At 70.3% G+C, this 19,577-nt stretch carries 18 protein-coding genes; 5 read left to right on the top strand and 13 right to left on the bottom strand.

Features of this window, described 5'->3' with window-relative positions:
- Window positions 1-181: 181 nt before the first annotated feature.
- Window positions 182-817 (bottom strand): TetR/AcrR family transcriptional regulator, encoded by a 636-nt coding sequence (locus ACYQ78_RS28395; protein ID WP_459803997.1) that lies wholly within the window; start codon window positions 815-817, stop codon window positions 182-184.
- A gap of 80 nt (window positions 818-897) precedes the next feature.
- Between ACYQ78_RS28395 and ACYQ78_RS28390 the strand changes: the two genes are divergently transcribed.
- Window positions 898-2,940 (top strand): acetate--CoA ligase family protein, encoded by a 2,043-nt coding sequence (locus tag ACYQ78_RS28390; RefSeq protein WP_459803996.1) that lies wholly within the window; start codon window positions 898-900, stop codon window positions 2,938-2,940.
- On the opposite strand, the gene ACYQ78_RS28385 is transcribed toward ACYQ78_RS28390, so the two are convergent.
- The 5 genes from ACYQ78_RS28385 to ACYQ78_RS28365 are packed head-to-tail and all read right to left on the bottom strand — an operon-like array spanning window position 2,909 to window position 7,596.
- Window positions 2,909-3,325, bottom strand: coding sequence for a ferritin-like domain-containing protein (locus ACYQ78_RS28385; protein ID WP_459803995.1), 417 nt, complete (start codon window positions 3,323-3,325; stop codon window positions 2,909-2,911). The two genes, ACYQ78_RS28390 and ACYQ78_RS28385, sit on opposite strands and share 32 nt — an antisense overlap.
- Window positions 3,295-4,026, bottom strand: a complete 732-nt coding sequence (locus tag ACYQ78_RS28380; protein ID WP_459803994.1) for a glycosyltransferase — start codon at window positions 4,024-4,026, stop codon at window positions 3,295-3,297. Before ACYQ78_RS28380 ends, ACYQ78_RS28385 begins: the two co-directional genes overlap by 31 nt.
- Window positions 4,023-5,369, bottom strand: a complete 1,347-nt coding sequence (locus ACYQ78_RS28375) for a sensor histidine kinase (protein ID WP_459803993.1) — start codon at window positions 5,367-5,369, stop codon at window positions 4,023-4,025. The genes ACYQ78_RS28380 and ACYQ78_RS28375 overlap by 4 nt, the downstream gene beginning before the upstream one ends.
- Entirely contained in the window at window positions 5,366-6,073 is a 708-nt protein-coding gene (locus ACYQ78_RS28370; RefSeq protein WP_459803992.1) for a response regulator transcription factor, read from the bottom strand. Before ACYQ78_RS28370 ends, ACYQ78_RS28375 begins: the two co-directional genes overlap by 4 nt.
- A gap of 35 nt (window positions 6,074-6,108) precedes the next feature.
- A complete protein-coding gene (locus tag ACYQ78_RS28365) occupies window positions 6,109-7,596 on the bottom strand; it encodes a phytoene desaturase family protein (RefSeq protein WP_459803991.1) in 1,488 nt (495 codons plus the stop codon).
- 146 nt (window positions 7,597-7,742) lie between these two features.
- Between ACYQ78_RS28365 and ACYQ78_RS28360 the strand changes: the two genes are divergently transcribed.
- From ACYQ78_RS28360 to ACYQ78_RS28350, 3 genes are all read left to right on the top strand, one after another.
- Entirely contained in the window at window positions 7,743-8,651 is a 909-nt protein-coding gene (locus tag ACYQ78_RS28360) for a pseudouridine-5'-phosphate glycosidase (RefSeq protein WP_459803990.1), read from the top strand.
- Window positions 8,652-8,673: 22 nt separating this feature from the next.
- Complete coding sequence (locus tag ACYQ78_RS28355; protein WP_459803989.1) at window positions 8,674-9,582, top strand: carbohydrate kinase family protein; 909 nt, start codon at window positions 8,674-8,676, stop codon at window positions 9,580-9,582.
- Between the two features lie 64 nt (window positions 9,583-9,646).
- Entirely contained in the window at window positions 9,647-11,398 is a 1,752-nt protein-coding gene (locus ACYQ78_RS28350) for a hypothetical protein (protein ID WP_459803988.1), read from the top strand.
- On the opposite strand, the gene ACYQ78_RS28345 is transcribed toward ACYQ78_RS28350, so the two are convergent.
- The 6 genes from ACYQ78_RS28345 to ACYQ78_RS28320 all read right to left on the bottom strand — a co-directional run bounded on the left by ACYQ78_RS28345 (window position 11,395) and on the right by ACYQ78_RS28320 (window position 17,994).
- Window positions 11,395-11,841, bottom strand: a complete 447-nt coding sequence (locus tag ACYQ78_RS28345) for a GNAT family N-acetyltransferase (RefSeq protein WP_459803987.1) — start codon at window positions 11,839-11,841, stop codon at window positions 11,395-11,397. The two genes, ACYQ78_RS28350 and ACYQ78_RS28345, sit on opposite strands and share 4 nt — an antisense overlap.
- A gap of 163 nt (window positions 11,842-12,004) precedes the next feature.
- Window positions 12,005-12,448 carry a Rieske (2Fe-2S) protein gene (locus ACYQ78_RS28340; RefSeq protein WP_459803986.1) on the bottom strand — a complete coding sequence of 148 codons (444 nt, stop codon included), beginning with the start codon at window positions 12,446-12,448 and terminating at the stop codon, window positions 12,005-12,007.
- Window positions 12,449-12,556: 108 nt separating this feature from the next.
- Window positions 12,557-13,708: an acyl-CoA dehydrogenase family protein gene (locus tag ACYQ78_RS28335; RefSeq protein ID WP_459803985.1), complete on the bottom strand. Its 1,152-nt coding sequence runs from the start codon at window positions 13,706-13,708 to the stop codon at window positions 12,557-12,559.
- Window position 13,709: 1 nt separating this feature from the next.
- The gene (locus tag ACYQ78_RS28330; RefSeq protein ID WP_459803984.1) at window positions 13,710-14,618 is read right to left on the bottom strand and encodes a hydroxymethylglutaryl-CoA lyase; all 909 of its coding nucleotides are present in this window, start codon (window positions 14,616-14,618) and stop codon (window positions 13,710-13,712) included.
- Complete coding sequence (locus tag ACYQ78_RS28325) at window positions 14,615-16,420, bottom strand: acetyl/propionyl/methylcrotonyl-CoA carboxylase subunit alpha (protein ID WP_459803983.1); 1,806 nt, start codon at window positions 16,418-16,420, stop codon at window positions 14,615-14,617. Before ACYQ78_RS28325 ends, ACYQ78_RS28330 begins: the two co-directional genes overlap by 4 nt.
- 5 nt (window positions 16,421-16,425) lie before the next feature.
- Window positions 16,426-17,994 carry a carboxyl transferase domain-containing protein gene (locus tag ACYQ78_RS28320; RefSeq protein WP_459803982.1) on the bottom strand — a complete coding sequence of 523 codons (1,569 nt, stop codon included), beginning with the start codon at window positions 17,992-17,994 and terminating at the stop codon, window positions 16,426-16,428.
- A gap of 54 nt (window positions 17,995-18,048) precedes the next feature.
- Here ACYQ78_RS28320 and ACYQ78_RS28315 point away from each other — a divergent pair, with 54 nt between their 5' ends.
- A complete protein-coding gene (locus tag ACYQ78_RS28315) occupies window positions 18,049-18,630 on the top strand; it encodes a TetR/AcrR family transcriptional regulator (RefSeq protein WP_459803981.1) in 582 nt (193 codons plus the stop codon).
- 36 nt (window positions 18,631-18,666) lie between these two features.
- On the opposite strand, the gene ACYQ78_RS28310 is transcribed toward ACYQ78_RS28315, so the two are convergent.
- Window positions 18,667-19,545, bottom strand: coding sequence for an O-acetyl-ADP-ribose deacetylase (locus ACYQ78_RS28310; RefSeq protein WP_459803980.1), 879 nt, complete (start codon window positions 19,543-19,545; stop codon window positions 18,667-18,669).
- Window positions 19,546-19,577 lie beyond the last annotated feature (32 nt).

Raw genomic sequence — 19,577 nt, 5'->3', positions numbered from 1 at the left:
GGCCGACCCCAACATCACCTGTCGGTCATGCCGGGGATGCCGCTCTCACCCACCGAGACTTGACCAGCGTGCGACCGCTCGCCGCATCGAGCGCGCGCCGAGGCCACTCGAGCGATCAGAAATCGACACGGAAGAACTTCGAGAGCCCTTCACCGCACGAAGGGGCCGTTCAGCACGAAGGTCAGGCGGGAAACGTCGACCGTTCTACGCCGACCTCGCGCGCCGCCGCGATCCGGGCGTGCTCCAGCAGTCGCTTCCGCGACATCGCCCCCGAATGCAGCGTGTAGCGCACCACGAGCCCGTCGAGCATCCCGTCGAGCCGCTCAGCAGCGCCTTGGGGGTCGTCACAGGTGAACTCGCCGGCGGCCATACCTTCCGAGATCACCTCGGACAGGATCTCGATCCAGCCGCCCTCGAGTTCGAGGAGGATCTCGCGCACATGCGGCTCGCGCACCCCGAGCGCCCAGGCGTCGAGCCACAGGATCCAGCTCTGGTCGGAGCGCGAGTTCGGGATATAAAAACGCAGCACCCGGTCGAGGCGCTGAACCGCCGTGCCGGGACCGGCGATGATCTCGCGCAGGCGCCTGACCTCGCTCTCCGAGGTCGCGCGCAGCATGGCGGTGATCAGGTCGTCTTTGGTGGCGAAGTGGTAGTGGATCAGCCCGCCACTGACGTTGGTCGCTTTCGCGATGTCGGAGACCCGGGTGCTGGCGAGCCCACGCTCGAGCACGACACGCCGGGCGGCATCAAGCAGTTCGGCCCGGCGCTGATCTGCCTGATCGGCCCGGCTGCTCCGGGCGCCCTCCGCGCTGCGCACCCGGCAACTCTACCCCAGCACCGCCTCGCGTTGACGACACACCTTGACTGCTGACTGGTCGACCAACCAGTGTGGAGGGGGTGAGACCCGTGCGCCTGCTCGCTCCCCGTTCGGTCGCCGTCGTCGGCGCTTCGACGCGCCCCGGCTCCTATGGGAACCAGGCCGTCGCCAACCTGGTCACCGCCGGTTTCCCGGGCCCCGTGTACGGGGTGCACCCCACGGCCCGCGAGGTCCACGGCGTGTCGTGTGTGCCGACCATCGGCGACCTGCCCATCGCCCCTGACGCGCTCGTGATCGCGACTCCGGCGGCCACGGTGCCCGCGCTTCTGCGGCAGGCGGGGGAACGAGGGTGTGGCGGTGCGGTCGTACTCGCGGCCGGTTTCGCCGAGATCCCGGAAGGCCGGGGGCTTCAGGAGGAGCTCCGCCAGACCGCGCTGACCTGGGACCTGCCCGTCTGCGGGCCCAACGGGAACGGCATCGTCTCCGTGGTCGGCAACGCGCCCCTGTGGGGTGACGCCTACCTGCCCCGGCGGCCCGGCCCGGTGGCGCTGATCTCGCAGAGCGGCAACGTCGCCGTCAACGCCCTGCTCAGCAGGCGCGCGCTGCGACTGCACACCGTCATCTCCTGCGGGAACCAGGCCGTCCTGACCGCGTCCGACTACCTCACCGCTCTGGCCGAACTCGACGGCGTGACGTCGGTGGCGCTCTACCTCGAATCCGAGGACGCGGGCCTGCCGGAGGCCCTCGCGCTGGCGGCGGAGCGCGGCATCCGGGTGGCCGTACTGAAGGCGGGCTCCAGCGAACAGGGCGCCGCCGCCGCAGGGGCGCACACCGGCGCCGTCGCGGGCGACCACCGCGTCCTCAGGGCACTGATCGAGGAGGCGGGCGGCGCCTGGGCCCGCAACCCCCACGAACTCCTCGAACTGGCCAAAGCACTGAGCAGCACCAAGAAACACGACACGCTGTGGAACAACCGAACCGGGGTCCTGGTGGTCACCTGTTCAGGGGGCGATGCCGCCATCGCCGCCGACGAGGCCGCCCGGCTGAAGGTCCCGCTACCGACGCTGAGCGCCGTCACCACCGAGGCGCTGAAAGGCCTTCTCCCCGGTACGGCCACCGCCACCAATCCCCTCGACTACACCGCCGTCATTTTCGGCGAGACCCGTCGAACGGCCGACATCATCACCGCAGCGGGCAGTGACCCGTCGATCGGCGTGCTCCTCGCCTACTACGACCGGCCGGAGACCCTGGATCCCGAGCAGGAAGAAATGTGGGACGCCGCCCTTAACGGCATCACCCAGGCGGCCGACAACCTGGACATCCCGGTCGTGGTGGCCGCCACGCTCCCCGACCTCATGCCGGAAGCCACCGCCGAACACCTCACCGACCTCGGCGTAGTGCCGGTGGCAGGCCTGACCGAGGGCCTGATCTGCGCCAACGCCATGACCGCCCGGCCTGACCCCCGCCGCCTGCGCGCCATCGCCGACTATTCACGCCACACTCAACACGCCCCGGCCGAAGTGCAATACACCTGGCTCCGGGAGGTGGAGGGCAAGGCCCACCTCAAGGCTCACGGCATCGCCGTCCCCGAAGGGGGAATCGCCGATGACCTCGCTCAGGCCGAGGCGCTTCTGCAGAAGCTCGGCACCGTTGTGGTCAAGGTCGACTCCGCCGACGTCCGGCACAAAGCCGCCCACGGCGGTGTCATCCTCGGTGTCTCGACACCTAGGGACCTGGAGAGGGCGCTCAGGCAGATCCCGCCGCCCGTCCTCATCGAGGAGATGCTCCCCCAGGGCGTCGAGGTCATGGTTTCGGTCCGGTACGACGCCGTCACCCCGGTCGTCGTCATCGCCCTGGGCGGGGCCTGGGTCGAGGTCTTCGACGACGCCGCCGTCATCCCGCTCCCCATCACCCCGGAGCGCGTGGCGGAAAACGTACAGAAACTGAAGGCCGCCAGGCTCATCCCGGACATCACGACCCTCGCCCGGACCGCCGTCGCCATCGCCGGCATGACCCTTCGGGAAGGGTTCGTGTTCGCCGAGGTCAACCCCGTCATCCTGCGCGGACGGACCGCGACGGCGGTCGACGCGGTCATGCGCCGAGGGCGCCCTGCAAGTCCATGACGTGGTCCTGTGTCTGCTGGAGCAGGGGGCGCAGGGCTTCGGCCACGTCGGGGAGGCCGAGTTCGATCGCCTGCTCGACCCGCTCCCGATACCGGACGAGCTGGTTCTCCTCCAGCTCCAGGTCGAGGCGCAGAGCCGAGGCCCCGTCGGGGGTGTCGGGGATCGAGGGGACTTTCACGGAAGGGACGCCGCCGAGGAAGTCGATCTGCTGGGCCAGAGCCGAGGCGTGTTCGAGTTCCTGGGTCAGGTGGGCGCGCATCTCTTCGACGATGGGCTGGTATTCGGCGCCCTTGATGGTCGCCGCGTGCTGGGTGTACTGGACGATCGAGCGGTATTCGCTCTCAAGGTCCTCGTTCAGGAGCGCGATGAATGCCTGTTTGTCCATGCGCCTCCGGCTACCCCGCGATCGCGCTCCGACACCACCCGGGCGAGGCCGCGCAGCTGGGCGATCGAGGTGCGCAGGACGTCGACGCTGCTGTCGGGGTCGTCGACCCACCGCACCGGCACCTCGTGGATGCGCAGGCCGCGCCACTGCGCCTTGAGCAGCAGTTCGGTGTCGAAGAACCAGGCGTCGTCGGTCACGTGGGGCAGTAATGCGCGGGCGACGGGGGCGCGCAGCGCCTTGAAGCCACATTGCGCGTCGCTGAAGGTCGCGCCGACCCCGCGCAGCAGGCGGTTGTAGCTGCGGGAGATGAGTTCGCGTTTGCGGCCCCGGACGACCGAGGCGCCGGGCGCGAGCCGGGTTCCGACCGCGATGTCGGCCTCCCCCGACAGCAGCGGCGTGACGAGCGGCACGAAGGCGGCCAGGTCGGTGGACAGGTCGATGTCCATGTACGCCACCACGTCGGCCTCGCTCCACGACCAGGCCTCACGCAGCGCCAGACCCCGGCCCTTGCCCTCCAGGCGGATGGTCCGGACATTGTCCAGTGATCTGGCCACCGACCAGGTGCCGTCCGTCGAGCCGTTGTCGGCGATGGTCACCTGGGCAGGGAACGGGCATTCCCGCTTGAGGTGGTCGAGCAGTTCCATGACGCTCGACGCCAGCACCCGTTCCTCGTTGTAGACGGGCAGCACGATTTCGATCACGCGGCGGTTCCGGGCAGCACGACCGTCACCGTGGTCCCGCCGTGCGGGCCGCTCGCCAGGTCCACGCGTCCTTCGGCGGCGCGCACCGCCTGGGCCACGATGGCCAGGCCGAGGCCCGAACCGGGCAGGCTGCGCGCGGCGGGTGAGCGCCAGAAGCGTTCGAAGACGTGCGGAAGCTCCTCGTCGGCGATGCCTGGGCCCTCGTCGCGGACGGTCAGTTCTCCGTCCCGCAATCGAACGGTCACCGTGCCCCCCTCTGGGCTAAACTTGACCGCATTGTCCAGAATGTTAACCGCCGCGCGCTGCAACCCGCGCACGTCCCCGCACACCCGCCACGGGGACAACTCCACGTCGAACACCAGCCCGGGGCCGCGGCGCCGGGCGCGGTCGACGGCGGCGGACACCACGTCCTGGAACTCCACCTCGCCGACCGCCCCGGCCGTCTCGGCGTTGCGGGACAGTTCCAGCAGGTCGGCGATGAGGGAGGACATCTCCTCGAACTGTTCCTTCACGCTGACCAGCAGCAGCCGCTTGGCGTCGGGCTCCAGCGGGCGGCCGGTGTTCTCGCTGCGGAGCAGCAGGTCGATGTTGGTGCGCAGCGAGGTCAGCGGGGTGCGCAGTTCGTGGCCCGCGTCCGAGACGAGCTGCCGCTGGCGGTCGCGGGAGGCCGCGAGGGCGGCGGTCATGGTGTTGAAGGCGGCGCCGAGGCGGGCGATCTCGTCCTTGCCGTCGACGGGGATGCGGATCTCCAGGTCCTCGGTCCTGGCCACGTGTTCCACCGCGCCGGTCAGCGAGGCGACCGGGCGCAGGGCGGTGCGGGCGAGAGAAAGCCCCGTGAGGCAGGCGCCGAGCACGCCGACGGCGCAGACCCCGGCGAGCACCAGGCCGAGCACCCGCAGCGAGGTGTCCATCTCGCGGGTCGACCGGAAGACGGTCAGCGCGGTGCCGGGCTTGAACGACTCGGTGCGGGCGATGACGGGCGTCTGGTACTTGCCGCGCAGCACCCCGTCGCGGACCACCGGCGCGCCGTCGGCGGAGGCCAGCGCCCATTCGGCCGGAAGCGGGTCGAGACTGGACGAACCGCCCTGGCAGACCGACCCGTCCGACCGGACGAGCTGGAAACCGCGCCCCGACGGGTCCCACGGCAGGTCGCTGTCGTCGTGGCCGCAGCGGGCCAGCGCCTGGGCCACCTGCCCGTCGAGGACGGGGAAGGCCTCCAGCGACTCGATGAGCTGGTCGCGCATCTGGTCGCGGACGATCAGCCAGCTCGCCCCCGCGCACACGGCGATCGCGACGGCCACCGCCACCGCGATGACGAACGTCACGCGCCGCCGCAGGCTCACGACGCCGCCTTGAGGACATAGCCGACACCGCGCACGGTGTGGATCAGCCGGGGTTCCCCGTCGGCCTCGGTCTTGCGGCGCAGGTACATGACGTAGACGTCCAGGGAGTTGGACGACGGCTCGAAGTCGAACCCCCACACCGCGCTGAGGATCTGCTCCCGGCCGAGCACCTGGCGCGGGTGTGCCAGGAACAGCTCCAGCAGCAGGAACTCGGTCCGGGTCAGGTCGAGGGGCCGTTTGCCGCGCCGGACCTCCCGCGTCTGCGGGTTCATCCGCAGCCCCTCGAAGGTCAGCTCGTCGGAGGCGGGCGCGGCCAGGGTGCTGCGCCGCAGCAGGGCCCGCACCCGGGCCAGCAGTTCGTCGAGTTCGAACGGTTTGACCAGGTAGTCGTCGGCGCCGGCGTCCAGGCCGGAGACCCGGTCGCCGACGGCGTCGCGGGCGGTGAGCATGAGGATCGGCACGTGGTCACCGGCCGCGCGCAGCCGCCGGCAGGTGGTCAGCCCGTCGAGGCGCGGCATCATGACGTCGAGCAGCACGGCGTCGTAGGGGGCGTCGTAGGGCTCGCGCTGGAGTTCGGCCAGCGCGGCCAGCCCGTCGGAGGCCGTGCCGACCCGGTATCCCTCGAACTCCAGGCTGCGCCGCAGGGCGTCACGCAGGGCGGGTTCGTCGTCCACGACCAGGAGCCGGGGTGTTTCTTCCGTCACGTTTCACACGGTAACGACCGCCTCTGAGAAGACCCTTAACGTCCCAGAACGGCCATCGCCGCGTTGTGGCCGGGGATCCCGCTCACCCCGCCGCCGCGCCTGGCTCCCGCCCCGCACAGCAGCAGCCGTTCGTGGGCGGTCTCCACGCCCCAGCGGCCCTCTCCCTCGGCGTAGGGCCAGGAGAGGTCCTGGTGGAAGATGTGCCCGCCCGGGAGGGCGGCGTCCTTCTCCAGGTCGAGAGGGGTCTTGGCCTCCAGGCAGCCGGGCAGCAGGACGCCTTCGATGGGCTCGGCGAGCACCGAGTCGATCGAGGCCAGGGTCCGGCGGACCGCCTCCTCCTTGGCCCCGGGGCGGTCGAACAGCCGCGCGGGCATGTGCAGGCCGAACAGCGTCATCGTCTGCGCGCCGGATCTGCGCAGCTCGGGGCCGAGGATCGAGGGGTCGGTCAACGAGTGGCAGTAGACCTCGGCGGGCGGCAGGCCGGGGATCTCCCCCGCCGACGCCTGCCGGAACGCGGCGGCGAGCTGGTCGCGGCTCTCGTTGATGTGGAAGGTGCCGCTGAACGCCTCGCGCGGGTCGACCGACCGGTCTTTCAGCTTCGGCAGCCGCTTCAGCACCATATTGATCTTGATCTGGGCGCCTTCGGGCCGCTCGGGGCTCTCCTCGCCGAGCAGCCGCGCGAGCGTGAAGGGCGGCAGGTTCGCGAGGACCTTCCCGCCGGTCACGGTGTGCTCGCCCGTTTCGTCTCGGTACGTCACCTCGCCCGTCGCCGGGTCGATCGCGACCACCTCGGCGTTCACGCGGATCTCCGCGCCCGCCTTCCTGGCGATGTCGGCGAGCCCGCCCGTGACGGCGCCCATGCCGCCGACGGGGACGTTCCAGTCGCCCGTCCCGTCGCCGATGACGTGGTAGAGGAAGCACCGGTTGGCCAGCAGGTCGGCGTCGGGGTCGGCGAAGGTGCCGATCAGCGCGTCGGTCAGCACCACCCCGCGCACCACGTCGTTGGCGAACCGCTCGTTCACCACCTGGCCGATGGGACGTTCGAACAGATCGGTCCACGCGTCCCCGACCAGCGCCTTGAGACGGTCGCGTGGCACCAGCGGCTCGATCAGGGTGGGCGCGATCGCGGTCGCGACGGCGGCCGTCATGGCGTAGAAGCGGCGCCAGGCGACGATCTCGTGGCCGCCCCCGGTGATGTTCGCGAACGAGGCGGCGGTGCGGTCTTCGTCGCCGCCGTCCACCAGGAGACCACCGGTTCCGACCGGGGTGTACGACGAGAAGCGCCGCCGCCGGAGATCAAGGGGCAGCCCGAGGTCCTTCACGACCTTCGAGGGCAGCAGGCTGACGAGGTAGGAGTAGCGCGAGACCCGGGCCTCGACGCCCGGGAAGGCCTGGGCCGAGACGGCCAGGCCGCCCACGTGGCCGAACCGCTCCAGCAGGAGCACGCTCTTGCCGGCGCGGGCGAGATAGGCGGCGGCGACCAGGCCGTTGTGACCGGCACCGGCGATGACGACGTCGAACATGGTGGAACCCCTCGTTTTCGTGACTGGACGAAAGCGGATGTGGGGCTAGAGACCGGTCTGCCAATGGGGCTGCGGCTGGGACACCATGCCCGCACCCTACATTTGTGAGTGCTCTGGGACCACCTGCGACGTATGGGGAAATTTCAATGATCAAGCGTTCCGAGGAAGTGGCGACGGCGCAGGCGGAGGGACGCCCGGTGGTGGCGCTGGAGTCGACCATCATCTCCCACGGCCTGCCGCAGCCCAGGAACCTCGAAGTGGCCCGTGAGCTGGAGGGTCTGGTCCGGAAGGGTGGAGCGGTCCCGGCCACGATCGCGGTGCTCGACGGCGTGCCGCGCGTCGGGCTCACCGACGAGGAGCTGGTCCGGGTCGCCACCGAGCCCGGCCTGCGCAAGCTCGGCTTCCGCGACCTGCCGCCGTGCGCGAACCTCGGGCTGAGCGGCGCGACCACCGTCTCGGCGACCTCGTTCCTGGCCGCGCGGGCCGGCCTGCGGGTGTTCGCCACCGGCGGCCTGGGCGGCGTGCACCGCGGTTACACCTCCGTACAGGACGAATCGGCCGACATCGACACCCTGAGCCGCACCCGGATCACGGTCGTCTGCGCCGGGGTGAAGTCGATCCTGGACGTCCCCGCCACCCTCCAGCGCCTGGAGACCCGCCAGGTCACCGTGGTCGGCTTCCGCACCGACGAGTTCCCCGGCTTCTACCTGCACACCTCCGGCGAGCCGGTCGACTGGCGGATCGAGAGCGCCGAGGAGGCCGCCGGCATCATGCGCGCCCAGGACGCCCTCGGAGGGCCCGAGACCGCGCTGATCGTGGCGAACCCCGTACCGGAGAACGAGCAGTTGGACCCGGCCCTGCACGACCGCGTGCTCGCCGCGGCCCTGAACGCCGCCGAGACCAGCGGCGTGACAGGTCAGGCGATCACCCCCTACTTGCTGGAATACCTGGTCGAGGCCACCCAAGGCGCCTCACTTGAGGCGAACCTCGCGGCAGTACGCGGAAACACCCGCCTGGCGGCGGAAATCGCGTCATCCTGGACGCCGGAGATCTGAGGGACGCATGAGGGGGCTATTGGTGATCGGCGATGTCGTGACCGACGTCGTCGCCCTCCATCGGGAGCCGGTCGCCGCGGGCACCGACACCGAGGCCGACATCGCGCTGCGGCCGGGCGGCTCGGGAGCCAACACCGCGGCGTGGGCGGCCCACCTGGGCGGCGACGCCCGGCTGCTGGCCCGCGTCGGATCCGACACGGCGGCGTGGCACCTGAACGCGCTGAGCGGCGTCCAAACCCATGTGACCGTCGACCCCGGCCGCCCGACCGCCATGGTGATCTCCATGGTCGACGGCGCCGGGGAGCGGTCCTTCCTCACCAACCGGGGCGCGGCACGCCATCTGGGCCCCGGCGACTGGAACGACTCACTGCTCGACGGCGTCGGCTGCCTCCACCTGTCCGGCTACCTCATGTGGACGCCGGAGGGACTCGAACTGGCCCGCATCGCGATGGACGCGGCCAGGGACATCACCGTCAGCGTCGACCCGGCCTCGACCCGGTTCCTGCACGACTTCGGCCCCGAACGTTTCGTGGCCGAGACACGGGCAGCAGACGTGATCATCCCCAACCGCGACGAGGCACTCGTGCTGACCGGAGCCACCGAACCCGAGCGGGCGGCCGAACTCCTCGGCTCCCGCTATGACACAGCGGTTGTGAAGCTCGGCCCGGCGGGCGCGCTTCTCGCCCAAGACGGGCGTATCGTTGCTCGGGCCGGTGCCGTCGCGACGGGACCGGGTGACCGCGTCGTCGACTCCACCGGCGCGGGAGACGCGTTCGCCGCCGGGTTCCTCACGGCACGACTCGCGGGTTCCACCGGTTCAGAAAGTCTCGAAGCGGGCTGCCGCGCAGGCAGAGGGGCCGTTGGCCTCGTCGGCGGACGTCCCCCGGCCGTCAAGAACGCAACTGAGCTTTACCCTATTGACACCAATTGATAGCTTGCGGCGTAAGCTGCACCATTAGCAACAAGCGTCACTCTCGGGAGGGTGCGGTCAACCGATGGACGCCGAGTCAACGATCTGCCTGAGCGATCTGGTTCCCGCTCTACGCTGGAGCCGCCCCCAGCAGGTGGCCGAAGTGCTGGCCGACCCACGCCTGCCCGGTGGCTGGTGGGGCTCCGTCGCGCTGGGTCGTGCCCTCGGCACGACCGGAGTCGACTGGGTCTGCGAGCGGCTCGCCCGGCTCGCCGTGACTCATCTCGACCATCTGCCGCTGACCGATTTCATGCCCGCTTTGCAGGTGCACACGGTCGACCGGCAGCTGCCCGGCTGGCCCGAGCCGGTGCGCTCGGTGATCATCGGCCTGGGCGGCTGGACCCGCCTCCGCCGGCTCACCACCGCCGACCTGGCCACCCCGTCGGCCGCGGCCTCCTCCGAGGTCGTGCTCACGGCGGTGTTCAAGGAGATCTTCGCGCACATCCGCATCGAGATCACCGCCGACGCCGCCGCGCAGGCCCCCGCGCAGCCCGCCGCCGCGGCCGCCCCGGCCAAGCAGCAGGCCCCCGCCCCGCAGAAGGCGCCCGTCGCCGGTCCGCTGGCGGCGCCCGTGCCGTCCGTCGAGGAGACCGGCATGATGGCCGCGATCCCCGCCCTCCCGGCGCGCCCGGTCAACGGCGTCAACGGCGGGAAACCGGCCGTCAACGGCACCCCCGTCGTGCCGGCCCCGGTCAAGGAGCCCGAGAAGAAGCCCGCGCCGCTCAACACGGCCGAGCACCCGATGGTCGGCCTGGTCGAGCACCTGTTCCGCGAGTGGAACCAGCTGGAGCGCGCGGTCGCCGCGCAGCGCCTGTTCGCCGCCGAGCCGATCAGCCTCCGCACCCTCGCCCACGAACTCGGCGTCGACCGTGAGCTGCTGTCGCAGGCCCAGCGCACCGCCGAGGAGCGGGTGCTGATGTGGCTGCGCTCCCCCGACTCCGCCGCCCTGACCGGCCACCTGTTCGGCCTCACCGAGTGGCTCGGCACCGCCGCCACCCAGGAACAGCTCATCGCCGCCGACGCCTCCCACCCGATAGAGGTCCCGGCGCTGCGTACGCCCCTGTGGCGTGTCCTGGTGACCCTCATGCCCGACCGCCGTCTCCAGGACGGCTGGCTCGTCGTGGGCGACCTGGGCGGCCTGCGCGACCGCACCCGCCAGCTTCTGTCGGCCCACGCGGCCGACGCCGACGTGATCGAGCTGCTGGGTCAGCTCGGTATCCGTTCCCATTCCGCCAAGGCCTGGATGGAAGCCCTGCCGAAGAGCCTCACGAACCCGACCGCAGCGAACGGCGGCGCCCCCGTCGGCGACGCGCCCCTGCCCCGCCGGACCCCCGGCGCCAACGGCCACCCGGCCCGTCCGGCGGGCGTGCCGATACCGAAGATGGCGCACAGCGGACCCGACCCCCAGACCGCGCTGGCCGCGCTCAACGCCCTCACGGGCGGCGCGCCGCGACCGCACCTGGTGCCCAGCCCGCGTTCGACGCCGAGCCCGGCGTCCGACCCGCGCCGCTGGCAGCGGATCGACGTCACCAGCGGGCACCTGCGCGGTGAGCCGGTGGCGGTGCCGGAGAACTACGCGGCCCAGCTCGGCATGCGTCCTGGCACCCTGCTGTCGGTGACCGGCCCCGGCGACAACGCCGTGGTGCTCGTGTGGCGCGACCGGCAGCCGGTCTTCGACTCGCTGCAGCCGGTGCTGATGCGGTTGAACGCGCGTCCGGGCGACTCGGTCTACGTGACCGTCGACGGCTACCGGCTCGACGCCCAGCTGACGTCCTAGGACGTCTTGGGGCGGAGCAGCTTGCGGTAGTAGGTGGCCGACACCTCGTAGCCGGTCGCCTTGTAGAACTCCGCGGCGCGGCGCGTGGCCAGCGACACGTATCCCGCGTCGCGGCTGCGCGCCCACTGCTCGAACTCCTCGAGCAGGTGGCGGCCCAGGCCGAGACGGCGGAAGCCGGCCTCGATGATCGCCTCCTCCACCCACGCGACCCGGCCGTTGGCGAACAGGGTCAGGTGGGTGAAGCCCAGGAGGTAACCCCGGACCGTGCCGTCGACGGTGGCCACGAGGAGGAGCGCCTCCTCGTTCTCCAGGAGCTCCGGGAACGCGGCGTCGAACGAGGCCCTTTCGGGCCGGAATGACACGGCGAATTCCCGGGCCAATGCGAAGATCTGCTCCGCATCGGTCTTCTCTGCTCTTCGAAGCTGGAGATCACCGGACGTCATGAGGCGACTCTAGGATCCGTCCGACCTGCGCGTCCATCACCGGGATGCGGTCACCTGGCTACTGAGGCAGCCGAAACGTCAGCCTTAAGGGAAGTTTAAGCAGGTGGGAAGTGGTACGTCCGGCCACGTACCACTGGTGGTAATGGTGCCAAACTTTCGCACTTTATCCGAGCATGATCGAGTCACCCTCGACCTTGATCGGCACCTCGGGGAGCGGCTGGGGAGCGGGGCCGCCCACGACCGAGCCGTCGGCGATCGAGAACTGCGAGTTGTGGCACGGGCAGACGATCTTGTCGGCCTCGATGCTCTTGACCTTGCAGCCCTGGTGGGTGCAGACCGGGCTGAAGGCCTTGTACGTGCCCGCCTCCGGCTGGGTGATGACGGCCTGCTCGGTGATCACGCCACCGCCGACCGGCACGTCGGCCGTCGCCGCGAGGGCGGCGCCACCGGCCGCGGGGGCGCTCTCGGCGGGAGGCGCCGCGTCGGTCCCGGCGGGGGCCGGCTCGGCGGTCGTGCCCTGCTCTCCCGAACACGCCGCGACCGCGACGCCGACCCCGGCCAGCGCGGCGGTGCCGATGGCGCGACGACGAGTGAGGTTCAGGTCCACTTTGATGCCCTTCATGTGGGTTGCGGGGATGTCGTACAAGACAGACAACCAGCAGCCGGGAGTGGACCTGTCCTCTTGATCGGGTTTCTAAGGATTAATTAATCGTGGTCAGAGGCCTCCGAGGCCCAGTTCACGGGCGATGAGCATGCGCTGGATCTCGCTCGTGCCCTCGCCGATCTCCAGAATCTTGGCGTCCCGGTAGAAGCGGCCGACGGGGTACTCGTTCATGAAGCCGTAGCCGCCGAAGATCTGAGTGGCGTCGCGGGAGTTGTCCATGGCGGCGTTGGAGGCGGCCAGTTTGGCGATGGCAGCCTCCTTCTTGAACGGCAGGCCCGCCAGCATCTTCTCGGCGGCGTGGTAGTAGGCCAGGCGGGCGGTGTGCACGCGGACCTCCATGTCAGCGATCTTGAACTGGAGCGCCTGGTAGTGGCCGATCGGGTGGCCGAAGGCGTGCCGCTCGGCGACGTACCGGACCGATTCGTCGACGCAGCCCTGGGCCAGGCCGACCGACAGGGCCGCGATGGCGATGCGGCCCTCGTCCAAGGTCTGGAGGAACTGGGCGTAGCCCCGGCCGCGCTCGCCGAGGAGGTTCTCGGCCGGGACCCGGCAGTCGGTGAACGACAGCTCGCGGGTGTCGCTGGACGACCAGCCGACCTTCGAGTACTTCTCCGAGACCCCGAGGCCCGGCGTGCCGGCCGGGACGATGATCGTGGAGATCTCGGGCTTACCGTCGGCGCGCTTCCCGGTGATCGCGGCGACCCCGATGAAGCCGGTGATGGACGTGCCCGAGTTGGTGATGAACGCCTTCGAGCCGTTGATCACCCACTCGCCGCCGTCGAGGACGGCGGTGGTCCGCATGCCGCCGGGCACGTCGGAGCCGCCGCCCGGCTCGGTCAGGCCGAACGCGCCGAGCTGGGTGCCTGCCGCCAGCTTCGGCAGCCACTGCGCCTTCTGGGCGTCGGTGCCGAAGCGGTGCAGCGGCATCGCGCCCAGCGAGACGGCCGCCTCCAGGGTGATCGCCACACTGGAGTCGACCCGCGCCAGTTCTTCGAGGGCGAGGCAGAGGGCGAAGTAGTCGCCGCCCATGCCGCCGTGCTCCTCGGGGATGGGCAGGCCGAACAGGCCCATCGCGCCCATCTTGCGGACGATGTCGTAGGGGAACTCGCCCTTCTCGTAGAGGTCGCCGATCACGGGGGCGACCTCGTCCCGGGCGAACGCCTCGACGGTCTTGCGCAGATCCTCGTGGTCTTCGGTGAGCATTTCAGGACTCCTGGGTGAGTGCGCGGACCACCGCGCTGGGGCTGGGGCGGCCGAGCTGTCCGGCGAGCCAGTGGCTGGTGGCGGCGAGTTCGCGAAGGTCGACGCCGTGCCGGATGCCGAGGCCGTCGAGGAGCCAGATCAGGTCTTCGGTGGCGAGGTTCCCGGTGGCCGACTTGGCGTAGGGGCAGCCGCCGATGCCGCCCGCGCTGGCGTCGATGACGGTGATCCCGTGGCGCAGGGCCTCGACGACGTTGGCGAGGGCCTGGCCGTAGGTGTCGTGGAAGTGGACCGCGAGCGGCCTCTCCCGGGGGAACGCGTCGAGCAGCGCGCCGACGTGCCCCGCGGTGGCGACGCCGATGGTGTCGCCCAGGGACAACTCGGTGCAGCCGAGGTCGAGGAGCCTGCTGCCGACGTCCACGACCTGCTCGATCGGGACGGGGCCCTCCCACGGGTCGCCGAAGCACATCGAGACGTAGGCGCGGACCGTGAGCCCGTTGGCCAGGGCCCTGTCCACCACCGGGGCGAACATGTCGAACTGAGTCGTCAGCGACCGGTTCAGGTTGCGCTCAGCGAAGGTCTCGGTGGCGCTGCCGAAGATCGCGATCTCGGTACAGCCGAGTTCGAGCGCGCGGTCGAGCCCGCGCTCGTTCGGGACCAGCACCGGGTAGCGGACACCTTTTCTCCGGGGGGCGATCTTGAGGAGGTCCTCGGCGTCGGCGAGCTGCGGGACCCATTGCGGGTGGACGAAACTCGTCGCCTCGATGACCTTCAGGCCCGCCGCGGCGAGCCTTTCCACGAACTCGGCCTTGACCTCGACCGGGACGATCGCCTTCTCGTTCTGGAGGCCGTCGCGGGCGCCGACCTCGTAGATCGTGACCTCTTCGGGAAGACCGTCGATCTTGTACGTCATGCTCCCGCCTCCACGATCGCGAGGACCTCGTCGAGGGCGACCTGCTGACCGGCGCGCACGCCGAGCGTGGTGAGCGTGCCGTCGATGGGGGCGGTGATGGTGTGCTCCATCTTCATCGCCTCCACGATCAGCAGCGGCTGCCCCTCGGTGACCTCATCGCCCTGGGCGGCCTTCACGACCAGGACCGTGCCCGGCATGGGGCTGCGGACCGCGCCGTCACCCGCCTGGGCGGCGGCCGACCGCTCCTCGATGGGCTCATGCTTGGTGATCTTGTACGTCTGTCCTTCGGCATGCAGCCACAGGGTCGAGCCGTCACGGGCCGTGGTGAAACGCCTGGTCACACCGTCAGACTCCGGCGCCTCGACGATCTCGCCCCGCACTTCCAGAAGGTGGGTCGGCGGGCGGTGCCGGCCGATGCGCCAGCCGTCGGGGATGTCCCAGGGATCGTCGGAGGCCGGCTGCGGCGTGAAGACCCTGGCCGCCTCCGTCAGGACGTATCCGGGAGTGGGCGGTTCTGCGGGGTCGAGTTCGCGTTCGACGAGCCCGGTGTCGAGGTGGCCCTGCCGGACCCGGTCGTTCCGGAGGAGCCGCTGGAGGAAGGCCAGGTTCGTGGTCACACCGAGGATGACCGTTTCGCCCAGCGCCTGGTCGAGCTTGGCCAGCGCTTCCTGTCGCGTCGGCGCCCAGGCGATGACCTTGGCGAGCATCGGGTCGTAGCCGGTGCCGATCACGCTGCCCTCGACGATGCCCGAGTCGAACCGGACCTCCGGCTCCCGGAGCGCGAGGACGCGGCCGGTGCTCGGCAGGAAGCCCCGCGCGGGGTCTTCGGCGTAGACGCGCGCCTCGACGGCGTGACCGTCGAGCCGGATGTCGTCCTGGGTGAGCGGCAGCCGCTCCCCCGCCGCCACTCTGAGCTGGAGTTCGACCAGGTCGAGGCCGGTGACGAGTTCGGTGACCGGGTGTTCGACCTGGAGGCGGGTGTTCATCTCCATGAAGAAGAACTCGCCGGTGGCGCCGTGCACGATGAACTCGATGGTGCCCGCGTTGACGTAGCCGACGCTGCGGGCGGCCTCCACGGCGGCGGCGCCCATCTTGGCGCGGGTGGCGTCGTCGAGGAGGGGCGAGGGGGCCTCTTCGATGATCTTCTGGTGCCGGCGCTGCAGGCTGCACTCACGCTCGCCCAGGTGGACGACGTTGCCATGGCCGTCGGCCAGCACCTGGATCTCGATGTGGCGAGGGCTCTCGACGTACCGCTCGATGAGAAGGGTGCCGTCACCGAAGGCGGCGAGCGCGGTCCGCGCGGCCGAGGCAATGGCCTCGGGCAACTCCTCTTTCGAGTGGACCAGAACCATGCCCTTGCCGCCGCCACCGGCGGACGGCTTGATCAGCGCGGGGAAGTCGCGGAAGTGCTCCAGGCCGGTGGACGCACCGGGGACGACGGGGACCCCGGCGGCGGCGACGGTCTCCTTGGCCCGGATCTTGTCGCCCATGGCCTCGATCGCCTCGGCGGGCGGCCCGACGAAGACGATCGCGTTCTCCCGGCACGCCTTCGCGAAGTCGAGGTTCTCGGAGAGGAAGCCGTAGCCGGGGTGGACGGCCTGGACTTGTGTCTTCCGGGCCGCCTCGATGACGTCGGGGATACTGAGATAGCTTCCGATTTTTACCGCAATGTCAGCTTTGTCGGCATGGGTGGTGTCGCCCTCGGTGTAGACGGCGACGGACCTGATGCCGAGGCGGCGGAGGGTCCTGATGACGCGGAGGGCGATCTCGCCCCGGTTGGCGACCAGAACGGTGTCGAACATGGCTCTCACATCCTGAAGACGCCGTAGCCGACCGGCCCCAGCGGTGCGTTCGCGCAGGCGCCGAGGGCCAGGCCGAGGACGGTCCGGGTGTCGGCGGGGTCGATGACGCCGTCGTCCCACAGGCGCGCGGTCGAGTAGTAGGGGTTGCCCTGCGATTCGTACTGGGCCCTGATCGCCTCGGGATCGGCGTCGCCGACCATCGACAGCACGGTCGCGGCCTGCTCGCCGCCCATGACCGAGATGCGGGCGTTCGGCCACATCCAGAGGAAACGTGGGGAGTAGGCGCGTCCGGCCATGGCGTAGTTGCCGGCCCCGAACGAGCCGCCGACGACGACGGTCAGCTTCGGCACCCGCGCGCAGGCGACGGCGGTGACCATCTTCGCGCCGTGCTTGGCGATGCCGCCCTGCTCGTAGGCCTTGCCGACCATGAACCCGCTGATGTTCTGCAGGAACACGAGCGGGATCTCCCTCTTGTCGCACAGCTCGATGAAGTGGGCGCCCTTCATGGCCGACTCGGCGAACAAGATGCCGTTGTTGGCGATGATCCCGACAGGGTGACCGTGGATGCGCGCGAACCCGGTGACGAGCGTCGGGCCGTATTCCTGCTTGAACTCCAGGAACCGGCTGCCGTCGGCGATCCGCGCGATGACCTCGCGCACGTCGTAAGGGGTGCGGCTGTCCGGGGGAACGAGCCCGTAGAGCTCGTGGGCGGCGTATCTGGGCGCCTCGGTCTCGGTCCGCTCCCACGCCTTCTTCTGGGGCGCGAACGTGGCGACGATGTCCCGCACGATCCTGAGGGCATGGGCGTCGTCGTCGGCCAGGTGGTCGGTGACCCCGCTGATCCGCGAGTGGACGTCGCCACCGCCCAGTTCCTCGGCCGTGACCTCCTCCCCCGTGGCGGCCTTCACGAGCGGCGGCCCGCCGAGGAAGATCGTGCCCTGGTTCCGGACGATCACCGCCTCGTCGCTCATCGCCGGCACATAGGCGCCACCGGCGGTGCACGAGCCCATCACCGCCGCGATCTGCGGGATGCCCTTCGCGGACATGGTCGCCTGGTTGTAGAAGATCCGCCCGAAGTGCTCGCGGTCGGGGAAGACCTCATCCTGCTTGGGCAGGAACGCGCCCCCCGAGTCGACCAGGTAGACGCAGGGAAGGTGGTTGTCGAGGGCGACCTCCTGGGCGCGGAGATGCTTCTTGACCGTCATCGGGTAGTAGGTGCCGCCCTTGACCGTCGCGTCGTTGGCGACGACCACGACCTCACGCCCGCTGACCCTGCCGACGCCGGTGATGATCCCCGCGGCCGGGGCGTCGTCGTTGTAGAGCCCCGTAGCGGCCAGCGGCGAAAGCTCCAGGAAGCGCGCGCCCGGGTCGAGCAGCGAGTCGACGCGGTCTCTGGGCAGCAGCTTGCCCCGCTCGACATGCCGGACGCGCGACCGCTCGGGCCCGCCCTTCGCCGCGGTGTCGAGCCGGTCGCGCAGCTCGGCGACCAGGCGCTCGTTGACCTCGGCGTTCTTCTTGTACGGAGCCCCGCCCGGGTCACCCGGACTGGACAGAACCGGCCACACGTCGGCCACCTCCTCCTTGGGTTACGGCGCTCACGTTAGTCGCCATTAACATTGGCGTCTACTATGGGGGTCGTGACCACACCTACCCGGAATCGACGGACCGAGATCCTCTCCGCGGCGGCCGGACTGTTCGCCGAGCGCGGGTTCCACGGGGTGTCCATCGAGGAGATCGGCGCTGCGGTCGGGGTGTCTGGGCCGGCCCTCTACCGGCACTTCCGGGGGAAGGAGGCGCTGCTGACCGAGATCCTGCTCGACATCTCCGCGCGGCTGTCCTCCGCCGGGGAGTCGGCGGCTTCCCTGCCCCCTTCTGAGGCCTTTGATGTGCTGCTCAGGGGGCATATCGAGTTCGCGCTGGGGCATCCGGAGCTGATCCGGGTGCATGAGCGGGAGCTGCACAACGTGCCTCTCACCGACCAGCGGGCGATTCGGCGGCTGCAGCGGCTTTACGTGGAGGAGTGGGTGGGGGTGGTGCGTGACCTGTATCCGGGGTGTGCGGTGGCCCGGGTGCGGGCTGCGGTGCATGCCGTGTTCGGGTTGCTCAACTCTACGCCTCGGAGTGTGGGGGAACTGGGGCGGGAGGAGATGGCGTCGGTGCTGGAGGTCATGGCCCGGGCGTCGCTGCGGGTTGCTGTTAGTCATGATTAACGTGCAGGGAGCCGACGCCTTTACAAAGTAGATTTATTACTGACGCTCACGCCAGCGTCGCAGGGTGTCGAGCGCCGCCGGCAAGCTGCCGTCGCGGATGCGATCCTCCCGGACACCCATGCCGCCACCGCTCCAGTAGTCCTCCCGCCAGACGAAGGTGATCAGCCTGACGGCTTCGGCGACCGTGAGGTCCTCGGCGCTCCGCCCCTCGCTCAGCGGATTCGAGTAGTCGCACCGCACGATCAGCGGGGCGCGGAACAGCCGCCGGAACAGGTCGCCGACCGCGGCACTGCCGATGGTCTCCAGATCGGCGGGCGTGACGCGGTCGGCGGCCTCGAACAGGGCGCGCCACCGGTCGGCGGGCACGGCGGCGAGGACGCGGACGATCTCGGCATCGGTGACCCGGTGGTCTTTCGTCGCCATCGCCTCCTCGTAGGCGCGCAGGTCGGATGCCGAGAACAGCACAAGACGTATGTCGAGCCTGAAGCCCGTCGAGGTCAGCACACGGGAGACGAGACGGGCGGAGTCGGCGACCGGCCAGCCGAAGATCCCGGTGGAGATGGCGGGGAAGGCGATGCTCTCGGCGCCCAGGTCCTGGGCGAGCATGAGCGACTTCAGGTAACAGGAGGCGAGCAGGTCGGAGCGGTCCTCCGTCTCCGAGTGGACCGGCCCGACGGTGTGGATCACCCAGCGGGCCGGCAGGTTCCCCGCGGTCGTGGCCACCGCCTCGCCGGCCGGCAGGCCCTGGGGGTATCGGGAGGCACGAAGCTCGCGGCACTCCGCCAGGATCGCCGGTCCGCCCCGGCGGTGGATCGCGCCGTCGACCCCGCCTCCACCGAAGAGGGAGGAGTTCGCGGCGTTGACGATGACGTCGACCCGCTGCTCGGTGATGTCACCGTGCACTAATGCAACCATCTTCAGCCTTCCCTTTCTCGGAACGGGACCCG

It is taken from the genome of Herbidospora sp. RD11066, from assembly GCF_054661255.1.
The sequence above is the reverse complement of the archived record's forward strand: the minus strand, read 5'-3'. Positions and strand labels throughout refer to the sequence as shown.